The organism is Mitsuaria sp. RG, assembly GCF_028369275.1.
GTDB classification, from domain to species: domain Bacteria; phylum Pseudomonadota; class Gammaproteobacteria; order Pseudomonadales; family Pseudomonadaceae; genus Aquipseudomonas; species Aquipseudomonas peradeniyensis.
The window spans coordinates 16741-35702 of sequence record NZ_JAQMYQ010000033.1 but is presented as its reverse complement, the minus strand read 5'-3'; the positions used below and the strand labels follow the sequence as shown (position 1 = coordinate 35702).

At 66.1% G+C, this 18962-nt stretch carries 19 protein-coding genes; 8 read left to right on the top strand and 11 right to left on the bottom strand.

Annotated features, from left to right (window positions below; genetic code table 11):
* Positions 1-24: 24 nt before the first annotated feature.
* A complete protein-coding gene (locus POF53_RS18030; RefSeq protein ID WP_028691368.1) occupies positions 25-495 on the top strand; it encodes an A24 family peptidase in 471 nt (156 codons plus the stop codon).
* A 119-nt stretch (positions 496-614) separates the two neighbouring features.
* On the top strand, positions 615-1391 hold the full coding sequence (locus tag POF53_RS18025) for a response regulator transcription factor (protein WP_203650369.1): 777 nt from the start codon (positions 615-617) through the stop codon (positions 1389-1391).
* Positions 1392-1551: 160 nt separating this feature from the next.
* On the opposite strand, the gene POF53_RS18020 is transcribed toward POF53_RS18025, so the two are convergent.
* The 8 genes from POF53_RS18020 to cpaB form a co-directional block, all read right to left on the bottom strand.
* Complete coding sequence (locus POF53_RS18020; protein ID WP_232857068.1) at positions 1552-1812, bottom strand: DUF3613 domain-containing protein; 261 nt, start codon at positions 1810-1812, stop codon at positions 1552-1554.
* A 13-nt stretch (positions 1813-1825) separates the two neighbouring features.
* Positions 1826-2527, bottom strand: a complete 702-nt coding sequence (locus POF53_RS18015; protein ID WP_232857069.1) for a tetratricopeptide repeat protein — start codon at positions 2525-2527, stop codon at positions 1826-1828.
* 151 nt (positions 2528-2678) lie between these two features.
* Positions 2679-3566, bottom strand: a complete 888-nt coding sequence (locus tag POF53_RS18010) for a type II secretion system F family protein (protein WP_203650365.1) — start codon at positions 3564-3566, stop codon at positions 2679-2681.
* A gap of 2 nt (positions 3567-3568) precedes the next feature.
* Positions 3569-4447, bottom strand: coding sequence for a type II secretion system F family protein (locus POF53_RS18005; protein ID WP_267967212.1), 879 nt, complete (start codon positions 4445-4447; stop codon positions 3569-3571).
* A complete protein-coding gene (locus tag POF53_RS18000) occupies positions 4447-5703 on the bottom strand; it encodes a TadA family conjugal transfer-associated ATPase (protein ID WP_110739121.1) in 1257 nt (418 codons plus the stop codon). The genes POF53_RS18005 and POF53_RS18000 overlap by 1 nt, the downstream gene beginning before the upstream one ends.
* Complete coding sequence (locus POF53_RS17995; RefSeq protein ID WP_498968805.1) at positions 5700-6890, bottom strand: CpaE/TadZ family protein; 1191 nt, start codon at positions 6888-6890, stop codon at positions 5700-5702. Before POF53_RS17995 ends, POF53_RS18000 begins: the two co-directional genes overlap by 4 nt.
* Positions 6887-8176, bottom strand: coding sequence for a type II and III secretion system protein family protein (locus POF53_RS17990; RefSeq protein WP_254465141.1), 1290 nt, complete (start codon positions 8174-8176; stop codon positions 6887-6889). The genes POF53_RS17995 and POF53_RS17990 overlap by 4 nt, the downstream gene beginning before the upstream one ends.
* Before the next feature lie 19 nt (positions 8177-8195).
* Positions 8196-9143, bottom strand: coding sequence for a Flp pilus assembly protein CpaB (cpaB, locus tag POF53_RS17985; RefSeq protein WP_498968803.1), 948 nt, complete (start codon positions 9141-9143; stop codon positions 8196-8198).
* A gap of 289 nt (positions 9144-9432) precedes the next feature.
* Here cpaB and POF53_RS17980 point away from each other — a divergent pair, with 289 nt between their 5' ends.
* Both POF53_RS17980 and POF53_RS17975 read left to right on the top strand, forming a co-directional pair.
* Positions 9433-9615, top strand: a complete 183-nt coding sequence (locus POF53_RS17980) for a Flp family type IVb pilin (RefSeq protein WP_203650353.1) — start codon at positions 9433-9435, stop codon at positions 9613-9615.
* Positions 9616-9662: 47 nt separating this feature from the next.
* Positions 9663-10070 (top strand): response regulator, encoded by a 408-nt coding sequence (locus POF53_RS17975; protein ID WP_050703614.1) that lies wholly within the window; start codon positions 9663-9665, stop codon positions 10068-10070.
* Positions 10071-10195: 125 nt separating this feature from the next.
* On the opposite strand, the gene POF53_RS17970 is transcribed toward POF53_RS17975, so the two are convergent.
* Together POF53_RS17970 and POF53_RS17965 are read right to left on the bottom strand one after the other, a co-directional pair.
* Complete coding sequence (locus POF53_RS17970; protein WP_498968800.1) at positions 10196-11866, bottom strand: ShlB/FhaC/HecB family hemolysin secretion/activation protein; 1671 nt, start codon at positions 11864-11866, stop codon at positions 10196-10198.
* Between the two features lie 91 nt (positions 11867-11957).
* The gene (locus POF53_RS17965) at positions 11958-13505 is read right to left on the bottom strand and encodes a collagen-like triple helix repeat-containing protein (RefSeq protein WP_232857073.1); all 1548 of its coding nucleotides are present in this window, start codon (positions 13503-13505) and stop codon (positions 11958-11960) included.
* 642 nt (positions 13506-14147) lie between these two features.
* Between POF53_RS17965 and POF53_RS17960 the strand changes: the two genes are divergently transcribed.
* The 3 genes from POF53_RS17960 (at position 14148) to POF53_RS17950 (ending at position 15901) form a co-directional block, all read left to right on the top strand.
* The gene (locus POF53_RS17960) at positions 14148-14390 is read left to right on the top strand and encodes a hypothetical protein (protein WP_046854291.1); all 243 of its coding nucleotides are present in this window, start codon (positions 14148-14150) and stop codon (positions 14388-14390) included.
* Between the two features lie 119 nt (positions 14391-14509).
* The gene (locus POF53_RS17955) at positions 14510-14773 is read left to right on the top strand and encodes a DUF3077 domain-containing protein (protein ID WP_102685470.1); all 264 of its coding nucleotides are present in this window, start codon (positions 14510-14512) and stop codon (positions 14771-14773) included.
* Positions 14774-14989: 216 nt separating this feature from the next.
* Positions 14990-15901, top strand: a complete 912-nt coding sequence (locus POF53_RS17950) for an RHS repeat-associated core domain-containing protein (protein ID WP_498968797.1) — start codon at positions 14990-14992, stop codon at positions 15899-15901.
* Positions 15902-16200: 299 nt separating this feature from the next.
* Here POF53_RS17950 and pbpC read toward each other — a convergent pair whose 3' ends face one another.
* Positions 16201-18549, bottom strand: coding sequence for a peptidoglycan glycosyltransferase PbpC (pbpC, locus tag POF53_RS17945; protein ID WP_498968794.1), 2349 nt, complete (start codon positions 18547-18549; stop codon positions 16201-16203).
* 68 nt (positions 18550-18617) lie between these two features.
* Here pbpC and POF53_RS17940 point away from each other — a divergent pair, with 68 nt between their 5' ends.
* Entirely contained in the window at positions 18618-18911 is a 294-nt protein-coding gene (locus POF53_RS17940) for a hypothetical protein (RefSeq protein WP_110735938.1), read from the top strand.
* Positions 18912-18962: the final 51 nt, after the last annotated feature.

The window sequence follows — 18962 nt, the reverse complement described above, 5'->3', positions numbered from 1 at the left end:
ACGAATAGGGATGGCAATTTGCCAATGCAAAGCATTGTTCTCCTGATGTGGCTTGCCTTGTGCACCGAACAAGATGTCCGTGAACGGCAAATCTCCAACGCCCTTACCCTCGGGGTCGCGGCGTGCGCCCTGGCCTGGCTGTTCGCCACCGGACGCAGCTGGATTGGCGCCGACGCCAGCGAGGCCGGCTGGGCCCTGGCCATCGTCATGCTGCTCACCCTGCCCGGCTACATGCTCGGCCGCTTCGGCGCCGGCGACGTCAAGCTGATGGGCGCCCTGGCCCTGGCCACCAGCCCGCAGTACGTGCTCGGCACCTTCATCGGCGCCGGGGTCACCGTGCTGGCCTGGATGTTCGGCCGGCGACGCCTGTGGACCCTGCTCAATCCCAAGGTGAAAAAGCGCCTGCAGGCGCTGGCCGAACAGGTCGGCGACAAGCAGCCCTTTGCCCCGTATGTGCTGGCCGGCTTCCTGTTGACGGCCGTCTGGATCCAATAACCGACCGCTGGGTCGCTTCCATGAGCTAGATGCATGTACATAATTGCAAAGTGCGACTACTTTTCTACCTGCCAGAGCCTCTGGCCCGGGAGCAGAGCCGATACAACAGGGAGTTGATCGTGAATAAATCTGTCAGTGAGGTGAAAGTGCTGGTGGTCGACGACCAGCCAGTGATCGTCGAAGAGTTGTGCGAATTTCTCGAAAGCGAGGGCTACCGTTGTGTGCCCGCCCATTCCACCGGCCAGGCCATCGACTGCTTCAAAGCCGACGAGACCATCGGTTTGATCCTGTGCGACCTGCACATGCCCGAGCGCGATGGCATCGAGCTGGTCCGCACCCTCAAGCAGATCGCCGGGCCGCAGCGCATGTTCGAGGCGATCATGCTGACCGGTCGCGCCGACAAGCAGGACGTGATCCGCGCGCTGCGCGAGGGCTTCGCCGACTACTACCAGAAACCCATGGACCTCGACGAACTGCTCGAAGGGGTGCGCCGACAGGAAGCGGCGCTGCTCGAACGGCGCCGCAACTTCCGCGAGCTGGGCAGCCTCAACCAGCGCCTGCAGGAGCTGGCCGAGTCCATCGACGATCTCTACCAGGACCTGGAAAAAGCCCGGGGCCAGGGCACCCACCGCCGCGCCAGCGACGCCGAGGACGGCGAGGCGGAGCTGCCCGCCGCCTTCGAGAAGCTGTCACCGCGCCAGCTTGAGGTGGCCCGGCTGGTGAGCAAGGGCAAGACCAACTACCAGATCGCCTGCGAGCTGGGCATCACCGAAAACACGGTGAAGCTCTATGTGTCGCAGGTGCTGCGCCTGACCCACATGCACAACCGCACGCAGCTGGCGCTGGCGTTGACCCCGCGTTCGTCGCCGGTGCACCAGCGGTTTACCACGCACTGACCTTGTGAATACCGCATCTTTGTAGGAGCGGCCTTGTGCCGCGAAAGGGTTGCGAAGCAGCCCTGGACTCCAGCATTCATGCAAAGATTGCGGGGCCGCTTTGCGGCCCTTTCGCGGCACAAGGCCGCTCCTACACGCATCGTGCCAGTGTTGTGCGATATCAATTGTTCGACGAACTGATCTTGGTCCAGCGATAGAAGTCAGGAATCGCGTACTTGTAGCTGTCCAGCCAGCGCTGCATGGCCTGGTCGCGCTCCTTGTCGGTCTGTTCCTGGCGCACGCTGGAGGCCTGGCGATTGCTCGCCTGCACCTGCAGCAGGGCCTCGGTGGCGGTTTGCGGACGCGGTTGGCGCGGTGGTTCTTCGGCCTGCGCCAGCAGCGGTGTGGCCAGGCAGGCCAGGACGATCCAGGGCTTGAACATGATCACCTCCCGATCAGTTGATGGCCGCGGCCGAGGATTCGGTCGCCGCCAGCGGGCCACGCCCGTTGGACCTGATGCGCTGGGCCCGGGCCTGGGCCTCGGCGAACTGCTCGGGCTTCAGGCGCAGGCGATTGACCAGATCCTCCGCCTGGCGCCAGTTGTCCTGCACCAGCGACAGGGTCACCAGGTTCACCGCCGGCAGCGGGTTGTCGTCCTTGAGCTCGATGGCAGTGAGAAACTCGAAGCGCGCCTGTTCGTGGTTGCCCAGGTTCATCTGCACCACACCCAGGTCGTTGCGCACCTTCTCGTCGGTGGGTGCCAGGCGTGCCGCCCGCTGCAGGTTGCGCAGGGCCTGGACGTCATCACCACGGGCCGAGGCCAGCTGGCCCAGGCCGTGCTCGCCCTCGGCGGCCAGGCAGCCGCCAAGCAGGCTGCGGTAGAGCGGCTCGGCCTCGCCGCGCCCGAGCTGGCGCAGCACCTTGGCCTTGCGCAGGCGGACCTGGTCGAGGGTGTCGGGCAGCTGTTCGAGGTGGGCCAGGCCCGCGTGCGGGCGACCCTCGCTGATCATCTGGTCGGCCATGTCCAGGCTCAGTTGCTGGTCGGCGTCGGGCTTGCCGCAGGTGCCGCCACCGAGCAGACGGGCCAGGCCTTCGGGGGGCTGGCCAGCGCAGCCGGTGAGCAGCAACAGGGTGCTTAGCAGCAGAATCGTTTTCATTGCATTTCCCCCTCTCCAATGCCACCTCTGTAGGAGCGGCCTTGTGCCGCGAAAGGGCTGCAAAGCAGCCCCAGCCATTTTCGCCATGGTCGAGAACCTGGGGCCGCGTTGCGGCCCTTTCGCGGCACAAGGCCGCTCCTACATTCCATGTTCATGAGCCCAAGGCCCGCGCCAGCGCGGAAAAACCTGGCCCGGCCAGGACGATCAGCAACGCCGGGAACAGGAACACCATCATCACCGCCGACATCTTCGCCGACATCTTCGACACCCGCTCCTGCAGGCCAGTCAGGCGTCGGTCGTCGAGCAGTTCCTTGAGCGCCAGCAGCGATTTCATCGACCCACTGCCCTGCACCAGCAGCTGCTGGAGAATGACGCAGGTGTCGATCAGCTCATCCACCGCCAGCAGGCGCGCGGTCTTTTCCAGCTCAGGGCCCAGGGCCAGGCCGGAATCGACCCGCTGCAGGACCAGGCGCAATTCTTCACTGATGTTCGGCACCAGGCTGCGGCCTTCATGGGCCAGCACCCGCAGGGCCTGCTCCACCGCCAACCCGGTTTCGAAGAGGATGCGCAGCAACGGGATCAGCAGGCTCACCTCCTGGGCGATCTGCCGCTGGCGCCGCGCCGCCGCCAGCACCAGCAGGCGCTTGGGCAGCAGGTAACCCGCGCCCATCGCGCAGAGCACCAGCACGCCCCAGTGCCCGCGGTTTTCGCCGGGCAGGCCATGGGCCAACAGCAGCGCCACGCTCACCGCCAGCAGCGGCAGGCCCAGCTGCACGGCGGCGAACAGCGCCCGTTGCCGGCTGCGCCGCCAGCCCAGGCGGTCGAGCAGCGTCTGGGTCTCGCCATCCAGTCGTTGCAGGCGCCGCCCCAGCGGACTGCTGCCCAACCACTGCAACCAGTCGCCGAGCCGCTCGTCACGGGCCAACCGTCCCTGCAGCCGCCGCGCCACCCGCTGACGGGCCCGCCACTGCTGCGCGGCCTGCAAGGCCAGCAGCACGAACGCGGCGAACAGGAACAGCGCGCAGAGCAACATGGCCATGCTCACAGGCTCCTCATCATGCGCCACAACACCAGGCAGCCGACGGCCTGCAGGGCAAAGGCGAACAGCAGCATCAGCTGCCCGCTGCGGTCGTGCCACATCGCCAACAGGTAGGTGGGATTGGCGAACAGGAAGTAACCCACCATGGCCAGCGGCAGCGCGCCGAGGATCCACGCGGTAATGCGAGTCTCGCCGGTCATGGCGCGCAGCTGCCGATCACCCTGCTCATGCTCACGGATCAGCTTGATCAGGTTCTCCATCAGCTCGCTGGCATTGCCGCCGTGGCGCTGGTTGATGCGCAGCCCCAGGGCGAACATGCGCAGTTCGGCCTGGCCATACAGTTCGGCGAATTCGTTGACCGCGTCCTCCAGCGGCACGCCCAACTGCACGTTGCGCCGCACCCGCAGCATCGCCGAGCGCAGCGGCTCGCGGGTGCTGTCGACGCCACCGAGCACCGCCTCGTTCAGGGTGCGACCGGCCTTGAGGCTGCGCACGCTGTAGTCGAGCAGGCCGGGCAGTTGCTGGACGATCTGCTGCAGGCGCCGCCGGCAGCGCCAGGCCAGGTAGAAGTGGCCGAGCAAGGGCAGGCCGAACAACACCATCAACGCTGCCACCCAGCCCGCCAGCAGGCCGGCGAGCAGGGCCAGCGTCAGCCAGCCGAGTAGCCACGGCCGCGGGGAAAAATCGGCATGGGCCAGGCCCGCCCTTTGCAGCAGCGGGTCAAGCCAGTCGCGCCGGGCATTGGCGCTGCGCACAGCGCGGTAGGCCCGGCCCAGGCGCTCGAGGATGCGTTCCTCGCCGCGCTTGTACAGGCCCAGGCGCAACAGCAGCAGCGCCATGCCCAGGCACAGCGGCGACAGCGCCAGCAGCAGCGGGCCCATCACAGCACGCCCTCGTGGCGCAGCTTGCTCCCCGCCGGGTTCGGCGCCTCACGCAGAAAGCCATCGCCGCTGCGCCGGTCCAGGCGGAACAGGGTGTTGGTCACGTACACATCGTCGCGCACGCCGACCACTTCCAGCACCTCGCTGACGCAGCGCCGGCCATCGGCCAGGCGGGTCAGCTGGATCACCACGTCCAGCGCCGCGCAGATCATCTGCCGCAGGGTCTTCTCGGCCACCTGGCGGCCCGTCAGGCCGACCAGGGTCTCCAGGCGCAGCAGCGCGTCCTGGGCAGTGTTGGCGTGCACCGTGCTCATCGAGCCGTCATGGCCGGTGTTCATCGCGGTCATCACATCGAGCACCTCGGCGCCGCGGATCTCGCCGAGGATGATGCGGTCGGGGCGCATGCGCAGGGCGTTGCGGATCAGCTCGCTGGCCTTGATCTCGCCATGGCCCTCGGCATTTGGCGGGCGGGTCTCCAGGCGCACCACATGCGGGTGGTGCAGTTGCAGTTCGGCCACGTCCTCGATGGTCACCAGCCGCTCCTGGGGCGCGATCATCTGGCTGAGGATATTGAGCAGGGTGGTCTTGCCGGTACCGGTGCCGCCGCTGACCAGGATGTTGCAGCGCCGGCCCACGGCGCGCTCGAGGAAGTCGTAGATCGGCTGGTCGATGGCCCGGGTGGCCAGCAGGTCGGCGCTCTTGAGCATGTCCTGGCGGAACTTGCGGATCGACAGGCAAGGCCCGTCCAGGGCCACCGGCGGGATGATCGCGTTGACCCGGCTGCCGTCGGGCATGCGCGCGTCGACCATCGGCGACGACTCGTCCAGGCGCCGCCCGAGGGGCGCGAGGATGCGCTGCATCACTCGCTCGACATGGTGGGCGTCGATGAAACGCAGGTCGGTCTGTTGCAACAGCCCCGCCCGCTCGACGAACACCCGGTACGGGCCGTTGACCAGGATCTCGGTAACGCTCGGGTCGCGCAGCAGCACCTCCAGCGGCCCATAGCCGGTCAGCTCGTCGACGATCTCCTCGGCCAGGCGCTCCATCTCGTAGCGCGACAAAGCCAGGCGCAGGCGCGCCACATAGTCGCCCACCTGTTCCAATACGAACTGCGCCAGTACCGGACGCGCGCCTTCGAGCAGGTTGCGGCCGCTGTCCTCGATGGCGTCGATGACATGCCGGTGCAGGGCGCGCTTGAGCACCTGCGGATCGCTGGCCGCATGGCGCGGCCCGCCAAAGGGTTCTTCGTTGCTCATCGGTTGCCCCATAGCCGGTTGAGCCAGCCCTGGCCTGCCGGCGCCAGGTTTTCCGAACGCTGCGCCAGGCGTTCGCCCAGGCCGCGCAGGGCCTGGGTCAGGCCTTCGCGCGGGGCCAGCTCGAACAGGCTCAGGCCCTGGTTCTTGGCGTTCAGCCTCACCTCCGGGCTGTAGGGCATGACCTTGAGCAGGGCCAGCCCGTAGCGCTTGGCCAGGGCGTCGGCATCCGGCGCCACATGGCGCAGGTAGCGGTCCACCAGCAGGCTGGCGTGCTCCAGCTTGATGCCGCGGTCGCGCCACTGTTCGAGCACATCCAGGTTGCGCCGGCAGTCGAGGATGTTCTGGTCGGTGTAGACGATCAGCTTGTCGCAATGGCTGACGATGGTGCGCAGGGCCTCGCTGTCGACCTGCCCGGTGAGGTTCACGACGATGTGCTGAAAGTGCTGGCGCAAGGCGCTGAGCAGCATGTACAGCTCGGCGGCGCTGGATTGTTCCAGGGCCTCGTCGTTGTCGGCATAGGCAAGGATGCGCAGGCCGCCCTTGTCGCGGGTGAAGGCGCTGTCGATCAGGGTCGCGTCGAGCCGGCGCAGGTGACGCAGCGCATCGCCGAAATGAAACGACGCCTCAAGGCCCAGCAGGGCCAGGCTGTCGCCCCGGGGCAAACCCAGGTCGAGCAACAGGGCCTGCTGGCCGCTGTCCTGCACCACCCGCGCCAGGTGCGTGGTGAGCAGCGCGCCGTCGGCGCCGCGCTGGGTGCCGAAGAGCACGGTCAGGCCGCCCAGGCTGGGGTTGCTGGTGACCGCCGGCAGGCGCTTGCCCAGGCGCCGCACCAGCCCCGCCACCTCGCTGGCCCGCGAGCCGTAGGCGACGAAGTCGCGGGCGCCGGCGCGCATGGCGTGCAGCACCAGCTGGTTGTCCATGCCGTCGCCGAGGGCGACGATGGCCAGCATCGGCTTGGCTTCGAGCATGCCCTCGATCAGCGCACACTGGCCGATCAACTGCTCGCGGTCCAGGCCGATGAACACCAGGTTGCTGAAGGTCATGTCGACCAGCGCCAGCAACTCGTCGAGGTTCGGGCTGCTGGCGCCGATCACCTGCCCCAGCGGCGCCAGCGCGCCCTGCAGCCAGTGCAGGTCCTCGTCGGTGCGGGTCAGGGCCAGGTAGGTCTGGTTCAGGCTTTCGTTCATTGGGACAACCCGCCACGGCCTTCGAAGTTGCCGTTTTCCATGAAGAACAGGCGGCCCCAGCTGGGGTCGTAGGTGCGCAGCGTCTCACCCGGCAGTTCCGGCAGGCGCGCATTGGCGGCCAGCGGCTGGACCAGGTGCGGGGTGACGATCATCAGCAGTTCGGTCTCCTCGCGGTTGAGCGCCGACTGGCGAAAGAACGCGCCAATGATCGGCAGGTTGCCCAGGCCCGGCATCTTGTCCACGTTCGAACGCACGTTGCTGCTGATCAAGCCGCTGATGATGAAGCTCTCGCCATCGGCCAGGGAGATGCTGGTGTCGGTACGGCGCACGCTCAGCCCCGGCACCCGGGTGCCGGCGATGACCACCGAATTGTTGAAGTCCAGCTCGCTGACCTCGGGGGCGACCTTCAGGGTGATGCGGTTGCGGCTGACCACGGTGGGCGTCAAGGCCAGGCGCACACCGAATTCCTTGTACTCGATCGACACGTTGTCGCTACCGCTGCTGGGGACCGGGATGGGGATCTCGCCACCGGCCAGGAAGCTTGCGGTCAGCCCGCTCAGCACGGTGAGGCTGGGACGCGCCAGGGTGTAGGCGAAGCCGCTGTTCTCCAGGGCGTTGATCATCGCCAGGAAGCGGCTGCTGCCGCCGCCCCAGACGATATTGAAGACGCTGTTGTCGAGGGGGATGCCGGGCCGTGCGTCGGCATAGTTGGCCGAGCTCGGCACGCTGGCGGTGCTCGGCACATAGCCTGGGCGCACCACCGTGTCGGGCACGGTGCCGGGTGAGCCGATCAGGCTGTTGTTCGAGCCCTTGAAGAACAATCGCGCCCCGGCCTCCTTGTACTTGAGGCGGCGCACTTCGACGAAGCGGATATCGGCCTGCACCTGCACCGGCAGGTCCTCCTGGGCGGAGGGCAGCTGCGCCGTTTCCGTCATGTCGGCGCTGGCCCGGCCCTTGACGAACAACATCGCCCGGTGCGGCTGCGCGGCGCAGTCGGTCCACAGCATGATGCTGGTGGTGCCCTGCCCCACCGCCGTCAGCAGCACGGCGCGCTCGCCGCTGGGCTGCACATCGGCCACCTTGGGCTCGCCCACCGCCGCCCGGGTGATGGCCACCGGCAGGCGCAGTTCCTGCTGCAGGCCCTGGTCCATCTCGATCACCGACGGCAACTGGCCGAACGCGGCGCAACCCTTGGCCGCCTGCGCCGACGGCGCCAGCAGGACCAGGGCCAGCAGCGCCGGGGCCAGCCATTCGCCTCGTGGAGTAACACGCAAAGAACTACGCATGGATCGCATCCTTGCCGGTTCAGGGAGTCTTGTTGTTGTCGCCGTTCTGCGCACCACGGATGATCTGCATGGTCGGCGCGCCGGCCACTGCGGAGGCAGCCTGGCTGGCCAGCGGCACCTGGGACAACTGGCTGAAGCGATAGAGATCGCGGTTGGCGCTCTCCAGTTGCGCACTGGCGGCCTGGCCGGACCAGTAGGCCGCCAGCAATTGTTCATCGGCGCTGCGCACCGCCAGGCGCAAGGTCCCGGCCTGGGCCGCCAGCATCAGCCGGCTGGCCAGGGCCTCGGGCACGGCCAGACCCACGGTGCGGGTGGTGTTGCTGTTCAGCGATTGCTGGTCGCGGCGGGCCTTCTGTTCTTCGGCCGTTTGCGCCGGGCGTCCGTCGTTGGCCAGGCCGGTCTGCTGGTCGACGCTGAGCACGCGCAGGGCCGGCAGCACAACCTGGGCGGAAGACTGCGGGTTGTTGTTCTCTTCGCGCAGGAACAGCAGCACATCGACAAAATCGCCAGGGCGCAATTGCCCGGCGGCACCGCTCACATCGTCGATGGCCACCGCCACGGCGCGCTCATGCGGGCGGATCATGCGCGCCAGCGGGCCACCGGCCTGGAAGCTCGACTCGTCCAGCCAACTGCCCGCCGCCAGCGGCCGGGAGCTGCGGCGCCCGAGCACCTGGTCGAGTTGCTGGAAGGCGCCGGCCGGCACCACCTGCAGGCGCTCGACCAGCACATCGTCTTCGCTCAAGGGGGTGTTGGCCGGCACCGCCCTGCGCAGCACCACGATGGGCGAACGCGGCGGCTCGGGCGCGGCTACGGGAACGGGCGCGGTGGGGATCACCGCTGCACTGGGAGGCGCCAATGGCGCCGGCGCGGGCTCGGCCGGACGGCTCAGACGCAGGCCCCAGTATCCGGCAAGCAAGGCCGCGATCAGGAACAGGCCGGCGAGGATCATGGTCAGGCGACTGCTCATCTGCGCTCTCCCCTACGCCCGGGACCAATGATGGCAAAAGGTAACTATTTCGCTATTGGACGGTAGCTGAGCCGCTATCTTTCGCCATTACCTGCATCGCATTTTTAGAGCCATGAAATTGACGCGTCGGCAAAACAAAAACTTAGCACCGCCAATTACAACCAATACTTTTGGATTAATGCTTTCTTACATTTGCAGGTCGCCACGACTTGGCGATGCTCTGATGGCAAAGGGGTATCACTTATCAAGCCCCGCCGACCGGCGCCCATCGAGCGCAAGGAGTAGTGCCATGCTGCTGCAACAGATCCTCATCCATGTGAAGACTTTCCTCCAGCGCAAGGACGGCGCCTCCGGTATCGAATACGCGGTGATCGCGGCCATGGTGGCGGTGGTGCTGGCCGGCTTCGTCACGCCGATCTCGACCGAGGTGTCGGCGATCATGACCACCATCAAGACCGCGATCACCCAGTGATCGCGCAGCACCTGCATGACGCGTAGTCCCACTGCCAGGAGCCGACCATGCCGACCTCTTCCTTGCGTCAACAGATCCTGCTGGTAGACGACGAGGAAGAGGCCCTGCTGGAGCTGGCCGAGCTGCTGGAGAACGAGGGTTTCTGTTGCCACACCGCCACCTCGGTGCGCGGCGCCCTGCAGCAACTGACCCGCCACCCCGACGTCGCCCTGGTGATTACCGACCTGCGCATGCCCGAGGAAAGCGGCCTGGGCCTGGTGCAGCGCCTGCGCGACCACACCGCGCGCCAACACCTGCCGGTGATCGTCATGTCCGGGCATGCCGACATGGACGATGTCAGCGACCTGCTGCGCTTGCAGGTGCTCGACCTGTTCCGCAAACCGATCTATCACGCGCGCCTGCTTGAGACGCTGGAGAACCTGTTTCCCAAGCCGTTGATGCAGGCCGTCAAATAGCGGCTCTCCCCCCTGTAGGAGCGGCCTTGTGCCGCTAAAGGGCCGCGCAGCGGCCCCAGCGATTGTCGCGACACTGTCGAAATCGAGGGGCCGCTGCGCAGCCCTTTCGCGGCACAAGGCCGCTCCTACAACTGATAACTGAAACTCAGGTTCAGCCGTGGCCGCCGGTTGAAGCTGTCCAGGGCTATGTCCGACATCGGCTTGGCCACCTCGACCGCGATGTTGTAGTAGCGCATATCGCCAAACCGCAGCCCCAGTGCCGCCGATGACATCTTCGCGTCCCTCACGTCCAGCTCGTTGAACCAGGCCCGCGCCGTGTCGAGCGCCACGTACGGCTGCACGACCTTGAGCCAGGCGCCGTCGCGGTGGAAGCTGTAGTTGAGTTCGTAGGCCAGCCCCCAGCCCTTGTCGCCCGAGCCCTGGTCGCTGGGGTAACCGCGCCCGAAATTCTGCCCACCGAACACCGCCCGCTCGCTGTCGGGCAAGCTGTCGTTGCTCCAGTAGGCCGCCGCCGAGGCCACGCCCTGCCAGTTGTCGGTGAAGTTGTCGCTCTGCACCCCCGATACCCGCAGGCGCAAAAAATCCAGGTCGTAGTCGGCATTGGTGTTCGCCCCCAGCCGATCGAGCCCCTGGTAGACGCCGGCACTGAGGATGCGCAGGCGCCGCGCCTCGGCCTTGCGCCAGTCGCCTTCGAAGGACAGCGCGCGAATGTCGGTCTCGCTGTCCAGCCGCAACGGAAAGCCCACCACCTGGTAGTCGATGCGGTCGTTGACCACGTAGAAGCGCCCGACCACCTCCAACCATTCGCTGGGCGAGGCGATCAACGACTGGCTGATGCCCACCGAGTAGCGTTCGTTCTCGCGGTGCTGGGTCAGATCGATACCGTTGTCCAGGCGGATGCGCGCCTTGGGGTCGCTGCGATAGCGCGAGGCCGACAACAACAGTCGCGAGCCCTCGGCGTCGAGGAACTGGCTGTAGTCGAGGCGGTAGTAATGCTCCTTGTCCTCGCCGGGCGGCACCAGCACGCTGGCGCTCAGTTGCTCGGCAAAACGGGTCTGCGCGTTGCTGCTGGCGCCGAGCAGCGCCTGCAGGTCGTCGCGGCTGCCGTCATTGAGGCTCAGGGTGGTGGTAAACGGTTTGCGCGAGACCTGGGCCAGCAGCCGGGTCGCGCCATCGGTGGTGGCCGGGGGCGGCACCTGGGCCTGGAAGGTCACCCCGGGGATGCGCCCGGCCAGGCTGGTATAGCGCTCGAAGCTCTCGCGGGTCAGCGGACGCTCGGCCTTGAGGCGCTCCATCAACTGGTCCAGGTAAGCCCGCGCCGCGCCGATATCGCCCTCGACCTGATAGTCGTGGATATAGCCTTCCACCAGCACCACCCGCACCCGGCCATCGACGAAGTCCTGGGGCGGCAGGTAGGCGTACGACAGCAGGTAGCCATCCTGCTGGTAGCGTTGGGTGAGGCGGCGGGTGACCTCGATCAGCTCGGCGAGGGTCACCTCGCGGCCGATCAGCGGCTGGTAGTGCTCGCGCAGGTCGCTCAGGGGGTAGACGGTGCCGCCCTCGAAGCGCACCTTGCGCACCGCCACCCGCGTGCTCATCAGCAGCGGCGATTGGCGTGCGCTGTCCACGCTGGGTACGCGCAGGCCGGCGGGGCCTGGGCGATAGGCGTCCACCGGCAGGTTCGGCGTGGGCAGGCGGCGCTCGGTCTCGTTGCTGTTGAGGAAACTCGGCAAGGGCTCGGCCCGCGCCAGGCTGGCCAGGGACAGCGCCAGCATCGTCACCAGCCATCGGCGCATTCGGACACTCCATGATCCACGGGTGGCAGGGTGACCGACCGGCGTACGACGCACCGGTCGGTCTCGCTCACCTTGAGCGTAGCCCGTCGCGTCAGCGCTGCCCGCCTGCCAGGGCGCCTGTCACGCCGCTCAACGCACCGCCGAGGCCACCGCCCTGCGTGCCGTTGGCGTTGACCAAGGTGCCGGCTTGGCCGACCGTTGCGCCCACCGCCGTTACCGTCGCGCCCAACTGGCTGACCGTCGGATTGGCAGTGGCGCCGGTCAATTGCGTGCCAACGCTGCCCACCGCACCACCGACCTGGTTCAGCAACCCGGCCACCGGTACCCCCGCGCCCGTACTGGCGCCGACCTGCTGGGTCACGCTGGACACACCGGCGACCACCGGATTGAGCCCGCTGCCCACTTGCTGGGGCAGTGCCGCGGCAGGGGTGCCCGCCGCCGTGTTGGTCACGCCGTTGCCGCCGAGCACCGGGCCCAGGCTGGCGACGCTGTTGCCTGCCTGCACCATGCTGCCGCCGATACCGCTGACCGTCGGGCTGCCAATACTCGCGGCCAGGCCACTGCCGGCACCGGCCACTACGCCGCCAGCGGTTTCCAGCAGCCCAGTGCGCGGGCCACCGGTAACGGGCGCCAGCCCGCTGGCGGTGCTCACGGAGGTGCCAGTATTGGCGACCGCCTGCCCGAGCGTGGTGCCCAGTGGATTACCCGTGCCAGCCAGTTGCTGGCCGGCCTGGTTCAGGATAGTGCCGGTTTGGTTCAACGTCTGGTTGAGCGGCCCGGCGAGCCCGGTCTGCCGGGTGACGTTGGCCGTGGTGTTTTCCACCAGCGAGACCACCGGCACCAGGGCATCGCTCGCGCCTTGGGTCACCCCGGCCAGCGGGCCGCTCGTGCCAACCGGCGAGAGGGTGTTGCCAAGCATGGTCACCGCCTGGCCAACCCGGTCGACGCCCTGCCCGGCCCCGACGACCAGCTGGTTGACCACCGGTACCTGCTCGACCGGCCCGTTGCTGGCCAGCCCGGTCACGCCCTGGCCAAGCCCTGAGACGCCGGTGCCCAGGTCGGCGGTGGCCGCGCCGACCACGCCGACGGTTGTACCCACGGCATTGTTGCCGGTGCCCAGTTGCCCCAGGCCGTCGCTCAGGCCACTGCCGACACTGTTCACCGCGTTGCCGGTGGACGACACCAGCGTGCCCACGCCGCCGGTCAGCGAGGTATCGCCGGCGATGGGCAGCGAGCCGATTGCCTGGCCGAGATTACTCACGCCGTCACCAACGCCGGAGACGGTGTTGCCCAGCTGATCGACCACCTGGCCGGTGACCAGGGCGGTGGGTGTCGTGCCTCCACCGGTTCCGCCATCGCCGCCGCCAGGCGTGGTGCCGCCGCCGGAGCCGCCGCTGCCCCCACCCGTGCCTGCGCTGCCATCGCCCGGAATGCTGCCACCACCACCGGTGCCTGCGCCACCGTCACCGGCCCCGCCGCCCGAACCTCCAGCTCCCGCACCTGCACCCGTGCCGCCGTCGGCCGAGGAGCCGTCGACCTCGCTGTGATGCCCGCCACCGCCACTGCTGCAACCGGTAAGGCCCAGGGAAATGACCATCGTCAGCGCCGTTGCGGCCTTGATCCACGCTTGAGTGTTCATGGGAAGACTCCCGCTGCTGGTTGTTGTGCTTGCTACCAGCAGTGAAAGCCGAGGGGGGTGAGAGGGGTAGATTACAACTTGGTGTTAGTACCTGTGGGAGAGGGCCGGGGATGGAGCATAAGCGTATGAATTTCAGCCGATTTCGTTTGGTGGACAACGCCCAGTGTCGAAAGAGTTAGTCATAAGTCATTAGTACGGGTGGCTGACAGAATGCTGGGGCCGCTGCGCGCCCCTTTCGCGGCACAAGGCCGCTCCTACAGGAATCGCGTCCCATTGTAGGAGCGGCCTTGTGCCGCGAAAGGGCTGCAAAGCAGCCCCAGCGATTTCAAAATGAACACCTATTTATAAGACTTTCCCCATTCCCTGTAGTCCATTTCCCAAACATACTCCCAAGCCCTTTCAAGCCATTGCGGTGGTCTGGGTTGGCCTCTAGTCTCGGGCAGTCGCTGCACAATCAGCGACCGGCTTTGACAGGCCGATTCAAATACGAACGCATGGCTATGCCGCTATGGCGGCTGTGCGTGGGGCATCTTCGGGTGCGCCGGGTTTCCTCTATTTGACCGGTCTGTCAACCCACGTACAGCTGCCACCCTTTGTTTGACAGCGAACGGTGATGGTTCCATCTCAAATTGAGGATTCATCATGCTGAAGATTGTCCCCGATCCACCCCACAACCCTCACTCCCTCGAAGACACCCTCATCCAGGCCACCGAGTACGCCCTGTGCGCCTTGACCGTGGCCCATCATGCCGTGCAGCTCAAACCCAGGTCACCGGCTGCCGTGTTGATGATGGCGTCGATGCATGAAATGGAGTCTCTGCGTGTGTTGCTCGAAGCGGCGTTGATCCAGGTGCAGATGCCGGCGCAGGCGCCGACGTTGCATTAAGCCCAATCGCGGGGCAAGCCCGCTCCCATGCAGCCGAATCCAGCGAAATCCTGGCGTGGGAGCGGGCTTGCCCCGCGATAGCGCCCGCACACGCACCGACCATTTCAGGGAGAACAATCATGACCACAGACAACACCCCCACCACTGCCGGCAAGACCAAGTTCTACCAAGGCGAAGGCATGACCGACCCGCTGTTCTGCATCGAACCCGGCATCCCCTGCCAGCATGCCCGCGACCAGGCCTCGGAGTTGATGGGCTGCGTACGCGACCTGACCATCACCGGGATCATGGAGGAGAAGCCCCAGCTGCTCTGGGCGTCGTACTACCTGAGCGCGCTGGCCAAGGCATTGATGGATGATGCCGAGCTCGGCATGAAGCACTGACTCAACGAAACACTTCGCGGGGCAAGTCGGCGCCGCAGTTCAGAACTGCCAACCTGCAGACGCCACCTGTCCCGCCATGACCGCCCCGCCGCTTGAGCTGATGGCCTGAAGCTCAGGCGGCTCATCTGTAGCACCTATCAGTTTTGCCAGTTTCCTGAAAAACCGCCCCCTCTTAGCATTGAAACCAAAATCACGGTAAACATCTGCGGAGACGTCATGGCACCCGTGAACGAAGCCAGACAGAATCAGCACCCCACAACCCTGCTAGGTGTGGACAGAGCAGGGAGTGTACTGACGACACAAAGCGACCATCAGCGTAATAGCCGCAGCTATACGGTTTATGGCGATAAGCCTTCTGTTACTCCGGAAGCCTGCAAGACAGGCTTCGTGAGTGAGCTGCTGGAGGCCTTGGGCGGGCATTACATATTGGGAAATGGCGTGCGCACTTATGCTCAAACGCTAATGCGCTTTAGGTCACCGGATGCGCTGAGCCCTTTTGGTAGAGGGGGGATAAACTGCTATATGTACTGCTCAGGTGACCCGGTTAACTTTATAGACCGCACAGGTCGAATGCGAGAGCCCCCAACACTTCAGAACCTGGCAAGAAAGGCCTTCATCAAAAATTCAGCCAAAAATAGTACGGAACAGTTTTGGTCATTCTTCAAAGCCACCCAAAATAACCTCGCAAGACTAAGCGCTGCTGACAAGTCATTGGAAAATGTAGACAAAATATCAGGAAATATGGATCCAGAATCATATGCAAAATTCTGGAGAGCTCAACCTCCAAAGGAACTGGATATCGCCAAGGCCCAATCGTGGCAAAAAATAGCAGAAATCCTAGACATACTAGACTCTACCACAGTATTGAGCTTACAAAACGGTGCCTCACCCGAAACAGGAAATTTCTTCGGAGGCACGATAACCGGTGTATTCCCCGAACACCTACACACCGCAATTAAAACCTACAGCAGACATATTCCAGAACATGAAGCATATTCAATAGGCATATCACCTGCAATTGCAAAGAACTACACAAGACCAAAAGTTTTTGACTTTACATTATACAGTCTGACGCAGGCCGAAAGCCATATTCATACGTACTTACTAAATTTCAGACAAGATAATTAAATTTATCAGACAGCGTAGCGATTGGCCTTGGGCCACGGCACTACGTATCGAGCCCCGTTCAACATGGGACCGATGAGTACTGCAGAGGGCCACTGAACAAGTGACTGCACATTCTATCATTTCTCACCACCACGGGGCTGCGTGAAAAACTTCGCTCGGGCAAGCTTTCCATGTAATAGCCCGTCTCTGATTTTGACACTCCTGTCGCTGCATGACTATCCATGGTCAGGTTGACGGATCATACGGAGCGCTCCCTGAAAAACTGGATACCCGCTCCTACAGTGCAGCGAGAGGCAACCTCACTCACTAACCTGAAACGCCACCCGCGCCGTCTCACCGCTCTCATCCAACGCACTCAACTCGATGCTGCCGGCCTGTTCGAATCGCACCGGCAAACTGTCCTGCCCCTGGGTCTCACCCAGCGGCTGACCATTCAGGAACCACCAGCGCCGCCCCGCACCGCCCAACGCCGACACCCGCAACTGCAAAGGCTCGTGACTGGTGGCCGGGCGGCGCAGGTTGTCGCCGGAGCGCACGCCGACGATCGACAGCGGCGGCGCGCTGGCCACCTGCTGCGGCGGGCAGGCCGGGTCCACGGCGGGTAGCCGCGCTGCGCGGCGCTCGGCCCGGGGCAGCCAGGGTTCCAGCGGGGCCGGCCACAAGGCGACATCGTAGACCTTGGCACCTGGGCAAGCGGCATCAACGCGCAGTCCCTGGTCGTTGAGCCACGCCGTCTCGCGCAAACCCAGCCCCAGGGGCTGGTCGGCCGCCAGCAAGGTCGGCGGGGTGGTGCCGTCCAGGGTCCAGGCGAAACGCTGGCGGCGGCAGTTGGGGTCCTGGCGGTTCATCGGCTGGCCCAGGGGCCAACAAATCGCCGCCACGCCCACCGACGCCGGCACCGGCTCGACCGGCACCTCGATGCCGCGCTGGCTGTCGCGATTGCTCAGCAGGTCGTGCACCTGCAGCATCAACGGCGCCGCCGAGGCCAGGCCGAACTGGCCCGGCACCGGGGTGCCGTCGGGGCGGCCGATCCACACACCGATCAGGTAACGCGGGCCTATGCCCACCGACCAGGCGTCGCGAAAGCCGTAGCTGGTGCCGGTCTTCCAGGCCAGTTGCGGGCGCTGCACCAGTTCGGCATGGGGGTCGCGGTCCGGCCGGGCCAGGCCGCTGAGGATGCGCCGGGTGATCCAGGCCGAGCCCGGTGACAGCAGGCGGCGCTCCACCAGCGGGTCCTGGGGTTGCAGGCGAATCTTCGCGCTGTTGCCGCCTCGGCCGAACGCGGCATAGCCACCGACCAGGTCTTCCAGGCGGCTGCCCGCGCCACCGAGGATCAGCGAAAGGTTCGGCTCGGCCAGCGGCGGCAGCACCAGCGGCATGCCGCCCATGCGCATCTGCGCGGCGAAGCGTTTCGGACCATAGGCCTCGAGCAACTGCACCGCCGGCAGGTTGAGCGACAGCGCCAGCGCCGAGCTGGCCGACACCGGGCCGCTGAAGCCCATGGAGAAGTTGCCGGGGCGGTAGTCGCCATAGCGCCGGGGCACATCCTGCAGCAGCGATTCGGAATGGATCAGGCCGTCGTCCATGGCCATGGCATAGAGGAATGGTTTGAGGGTCGAGCCGGGCGAGCGCAGGGCGTGGATCATGTCCACGTGGCCGAAGCGGCGCTCGTCACTCAGGTCGATGGAGCCGAGATAGGCGCGCACCGCCATGCTCTGGGTCTCCACCACCAGCAACGCCGCCGAGGTGCGCTCGGGCAGGCGCGCGCGCCAGCCCATCAGCAGGTCTTCGAGGCGCCGTTGCAGGGCGGCGTCGAGGGTGGTGCGGATCAGCGGCGGGCTGTCCGGCGTGTTCAACCGCCGCGCCAGCAAGGGCGCCAGCGCCGGTTCCTGGCGGGGCGCCAGCAGCAGCGGCTCTTCGCGGGCCTCGTCGATGCGCTGGGCCGGCCACACCTGGTACTCGGCCAGGCGTTGCAACACCTTGTCCCGGGCGCGCTGGGCACGCTCGGGATGCCGGTCCGGGCGCAGGCGGCTCGGCGCCTGGGGCAGCACGGCAAGCAGCGCGGCCTCGGCCGGGGTCAGGTGTTTCGGCGACTTGCCCAGGTAGGCCCAGCTGGCCGCAGCCACGCCCTGCAGGGTGCCGCCGAACGGCGCCCGGTTCAGGTACAGCTGGAGGATCTCGGCCTTGGACAGGTGCCACTCCAGCTGCGCCGTGCGCCACAGCTGGCGCAGCTTGCCGGCCAGGGTACGGTCGTGCGGATCGAGCAGGCGCGCCACCTGCATCGACAGGGTGCTGCCGCCGGACACCACCCGCCCGCCGCGCAGGTTGAGCCAGGCCGCCCGGGCCAGGGCCATGGGGTTGACCCCCGGGTGGTGGTAGAACCAGCGGTCCTCGTAGGCCAGCAAGGCTTCAAGGTACAGCGGCGAGACCTCGTCCGGGCCGACCGGGTAGCGCCACACGCCGTCGGCGTCGGCGAAGCGCCACAGCGGCGTGCCGTCCTCGGCCAGCACCACCCGCGCCAGGTCGTCGCCGGGCATGGGCAGCGGCCAGATCCGGTCGGCCACCCACAGCAGGGCCATGGTCGCCAACAGGGTGATGGCGACACGCCGCAGCAGCTTGAGCAGACCTGGGCGCGCTAAGCTTGGCATCGGGAACCGACCGGGCCAGGTGATGGCCAAAGGCTGGGAATCGCCGATTCGTTGATCAGGAAGCGACTATGCATGTAGAAGGTTTTTTCGAGTGGCTGGGCCAGGTACTGGGTTCGGTGATCCGTTTTATCGTCGACGGCCTGAGCGGGTTGTTCAACCTGCTGGCCAACGCCGGCGGCAATTTCATCGACGGCCTGGCGCGCACGCTGGGCATGGACACCTCGCTGGTCAGCATCCTGGCGCTGATCGTTGGCCTGATGCTGCTGTACTCGGCAGTGCGCGCGTTCATGCGGGCGTCGATCATCCTCGGGATCATCTGGGCGCTGCTGGGGTTGTGGGTGTTGAGTTGGGTGGTGCACTGAAAGCCCTGTAGGAGCGGCCTTGTGCCGCGAAAGGGCTGCGTAGCAGCCCCG

Coding starts and splice junctions, on each gene's coding strand:
- POF53_RS18030 (WP_028691368.1), top strand. CDS start 25: ATGCAAAGCATTGTTCTCCTGATGTGGCTTGCCTTGTGCACCGAACAA.
- POF53_RS18020 (WP_232857068.1), bottom strand. CDS start 1,812: ATGTTCAAGCCCTGGATCGTCCTGGCCTGCCTGGCCACACCGCTGCTG.
- POF53_RS18015 (WP_232857069.1), bottom strand. CDS start 2,527: ATGAAAACGATTCTGCTGCTAAGCACCCTGTTGCTGCTCACCGGCTGC.
- POF53_RS18010 (WP_203650365.1), bottom strand. CDS start 3,566: ATGGCCATGTTGCTCTGCGCGCTGTTCCTGTTCGCCGCGTTCGTGCTG.
- POF53_RS18005 (WP_267967212.1), bottom strand. CDS start 4,447: ATGGGCCCGCTGCTGCTGGCGCTGTCGCCGCTGTGCCTGGGCATGGCG.
- POF53_RS18000 (WP_110739121.1), bottom strand. CDS start 5,703: ATGAGCAACGAAGAACCCTTTGGCGGGCCGCGCCATGCGGCCAGCGAT.
- POF53_RS17995 (WP_498968805.1), bottom strand. CDS start 6,890: ATGAACGAAAGCCTGAACCAGACCTACCTGGCCCTGACCCGCACCGAC.
- POF53_RS17990 (WP_254465141.1), bottom strand. CDS start 8,176: ATGCGTAGTTCTTTGCGTGTTACTCCACGAGGCGAATGGCTGGCCCCG.
- cpaB (WP_498968803.1), bottom strand. CDS start 9,143: ATGAGCAGTCGCCTGACCATGATCCTCGCCGGCCTGTTCCTGATCGCG.
- POF53_RS17980 (WP_203650353.1), top strand. CDS start 9,433: ATGCTGCTGCAACAGATCCTCATCCATGTGAAGACTTTCCTCCAGCGC.
- POF53_RS17975 (WP_050703614.1), top strand. CDS start 9,663: ATGCCGACCTCTTCCTTGCGTCAACAGATCCTGCTGGTAGACGACGAG.
- POF53_RS17970 (WP_498968800.1), bottom strand. CDS start 11,866: ATGCGCCGATGGCTGGTGACGATGCTGGCGCTGTCCCTGGCCAGCCTG.
- POF53_RS17965 (WP_232857073.1), bottom strand. CDS start 13,505: ATGAACACTCAAGCGTGGATCAAGGCCGCAACGGCGCTGACGATGGTC.
- POF53_RS17960 (WP_046854291.1), top strand. CDS start 14,148: ATGCTGAAGATTGTCCCCGATCCACCCCACAACCCTCACTCCCTCGAA.
- POF53_RS17955 (WP_102685470.1), top strand. CDS start 14,510: ATGACCACAGACAACACCCCCACCACTGCCGGCAAGACCAAGTTCTAC.
- POF53_RS17950 (WP_498968797.1), top strand. CDS start 14,990: ATGGCACCCGTGAACGAAGCCAGACAGAATCAGCACCCCACAACCCTG.
- pbpC (WP_498968794.1), bottom strand. CDS start 18,549: ATGCCAAGCTTAGCGCGCCCAGGTCTGCTCAAGCTGCTGCGGCGTGTC.
- POF53_RS17940 (WP_110735938.1), top strand. CDS start 18,618: ATGCATGTAGAAGGTTTTTTCGAGTGGCTGGGCCAGGTACTGGGTTCG.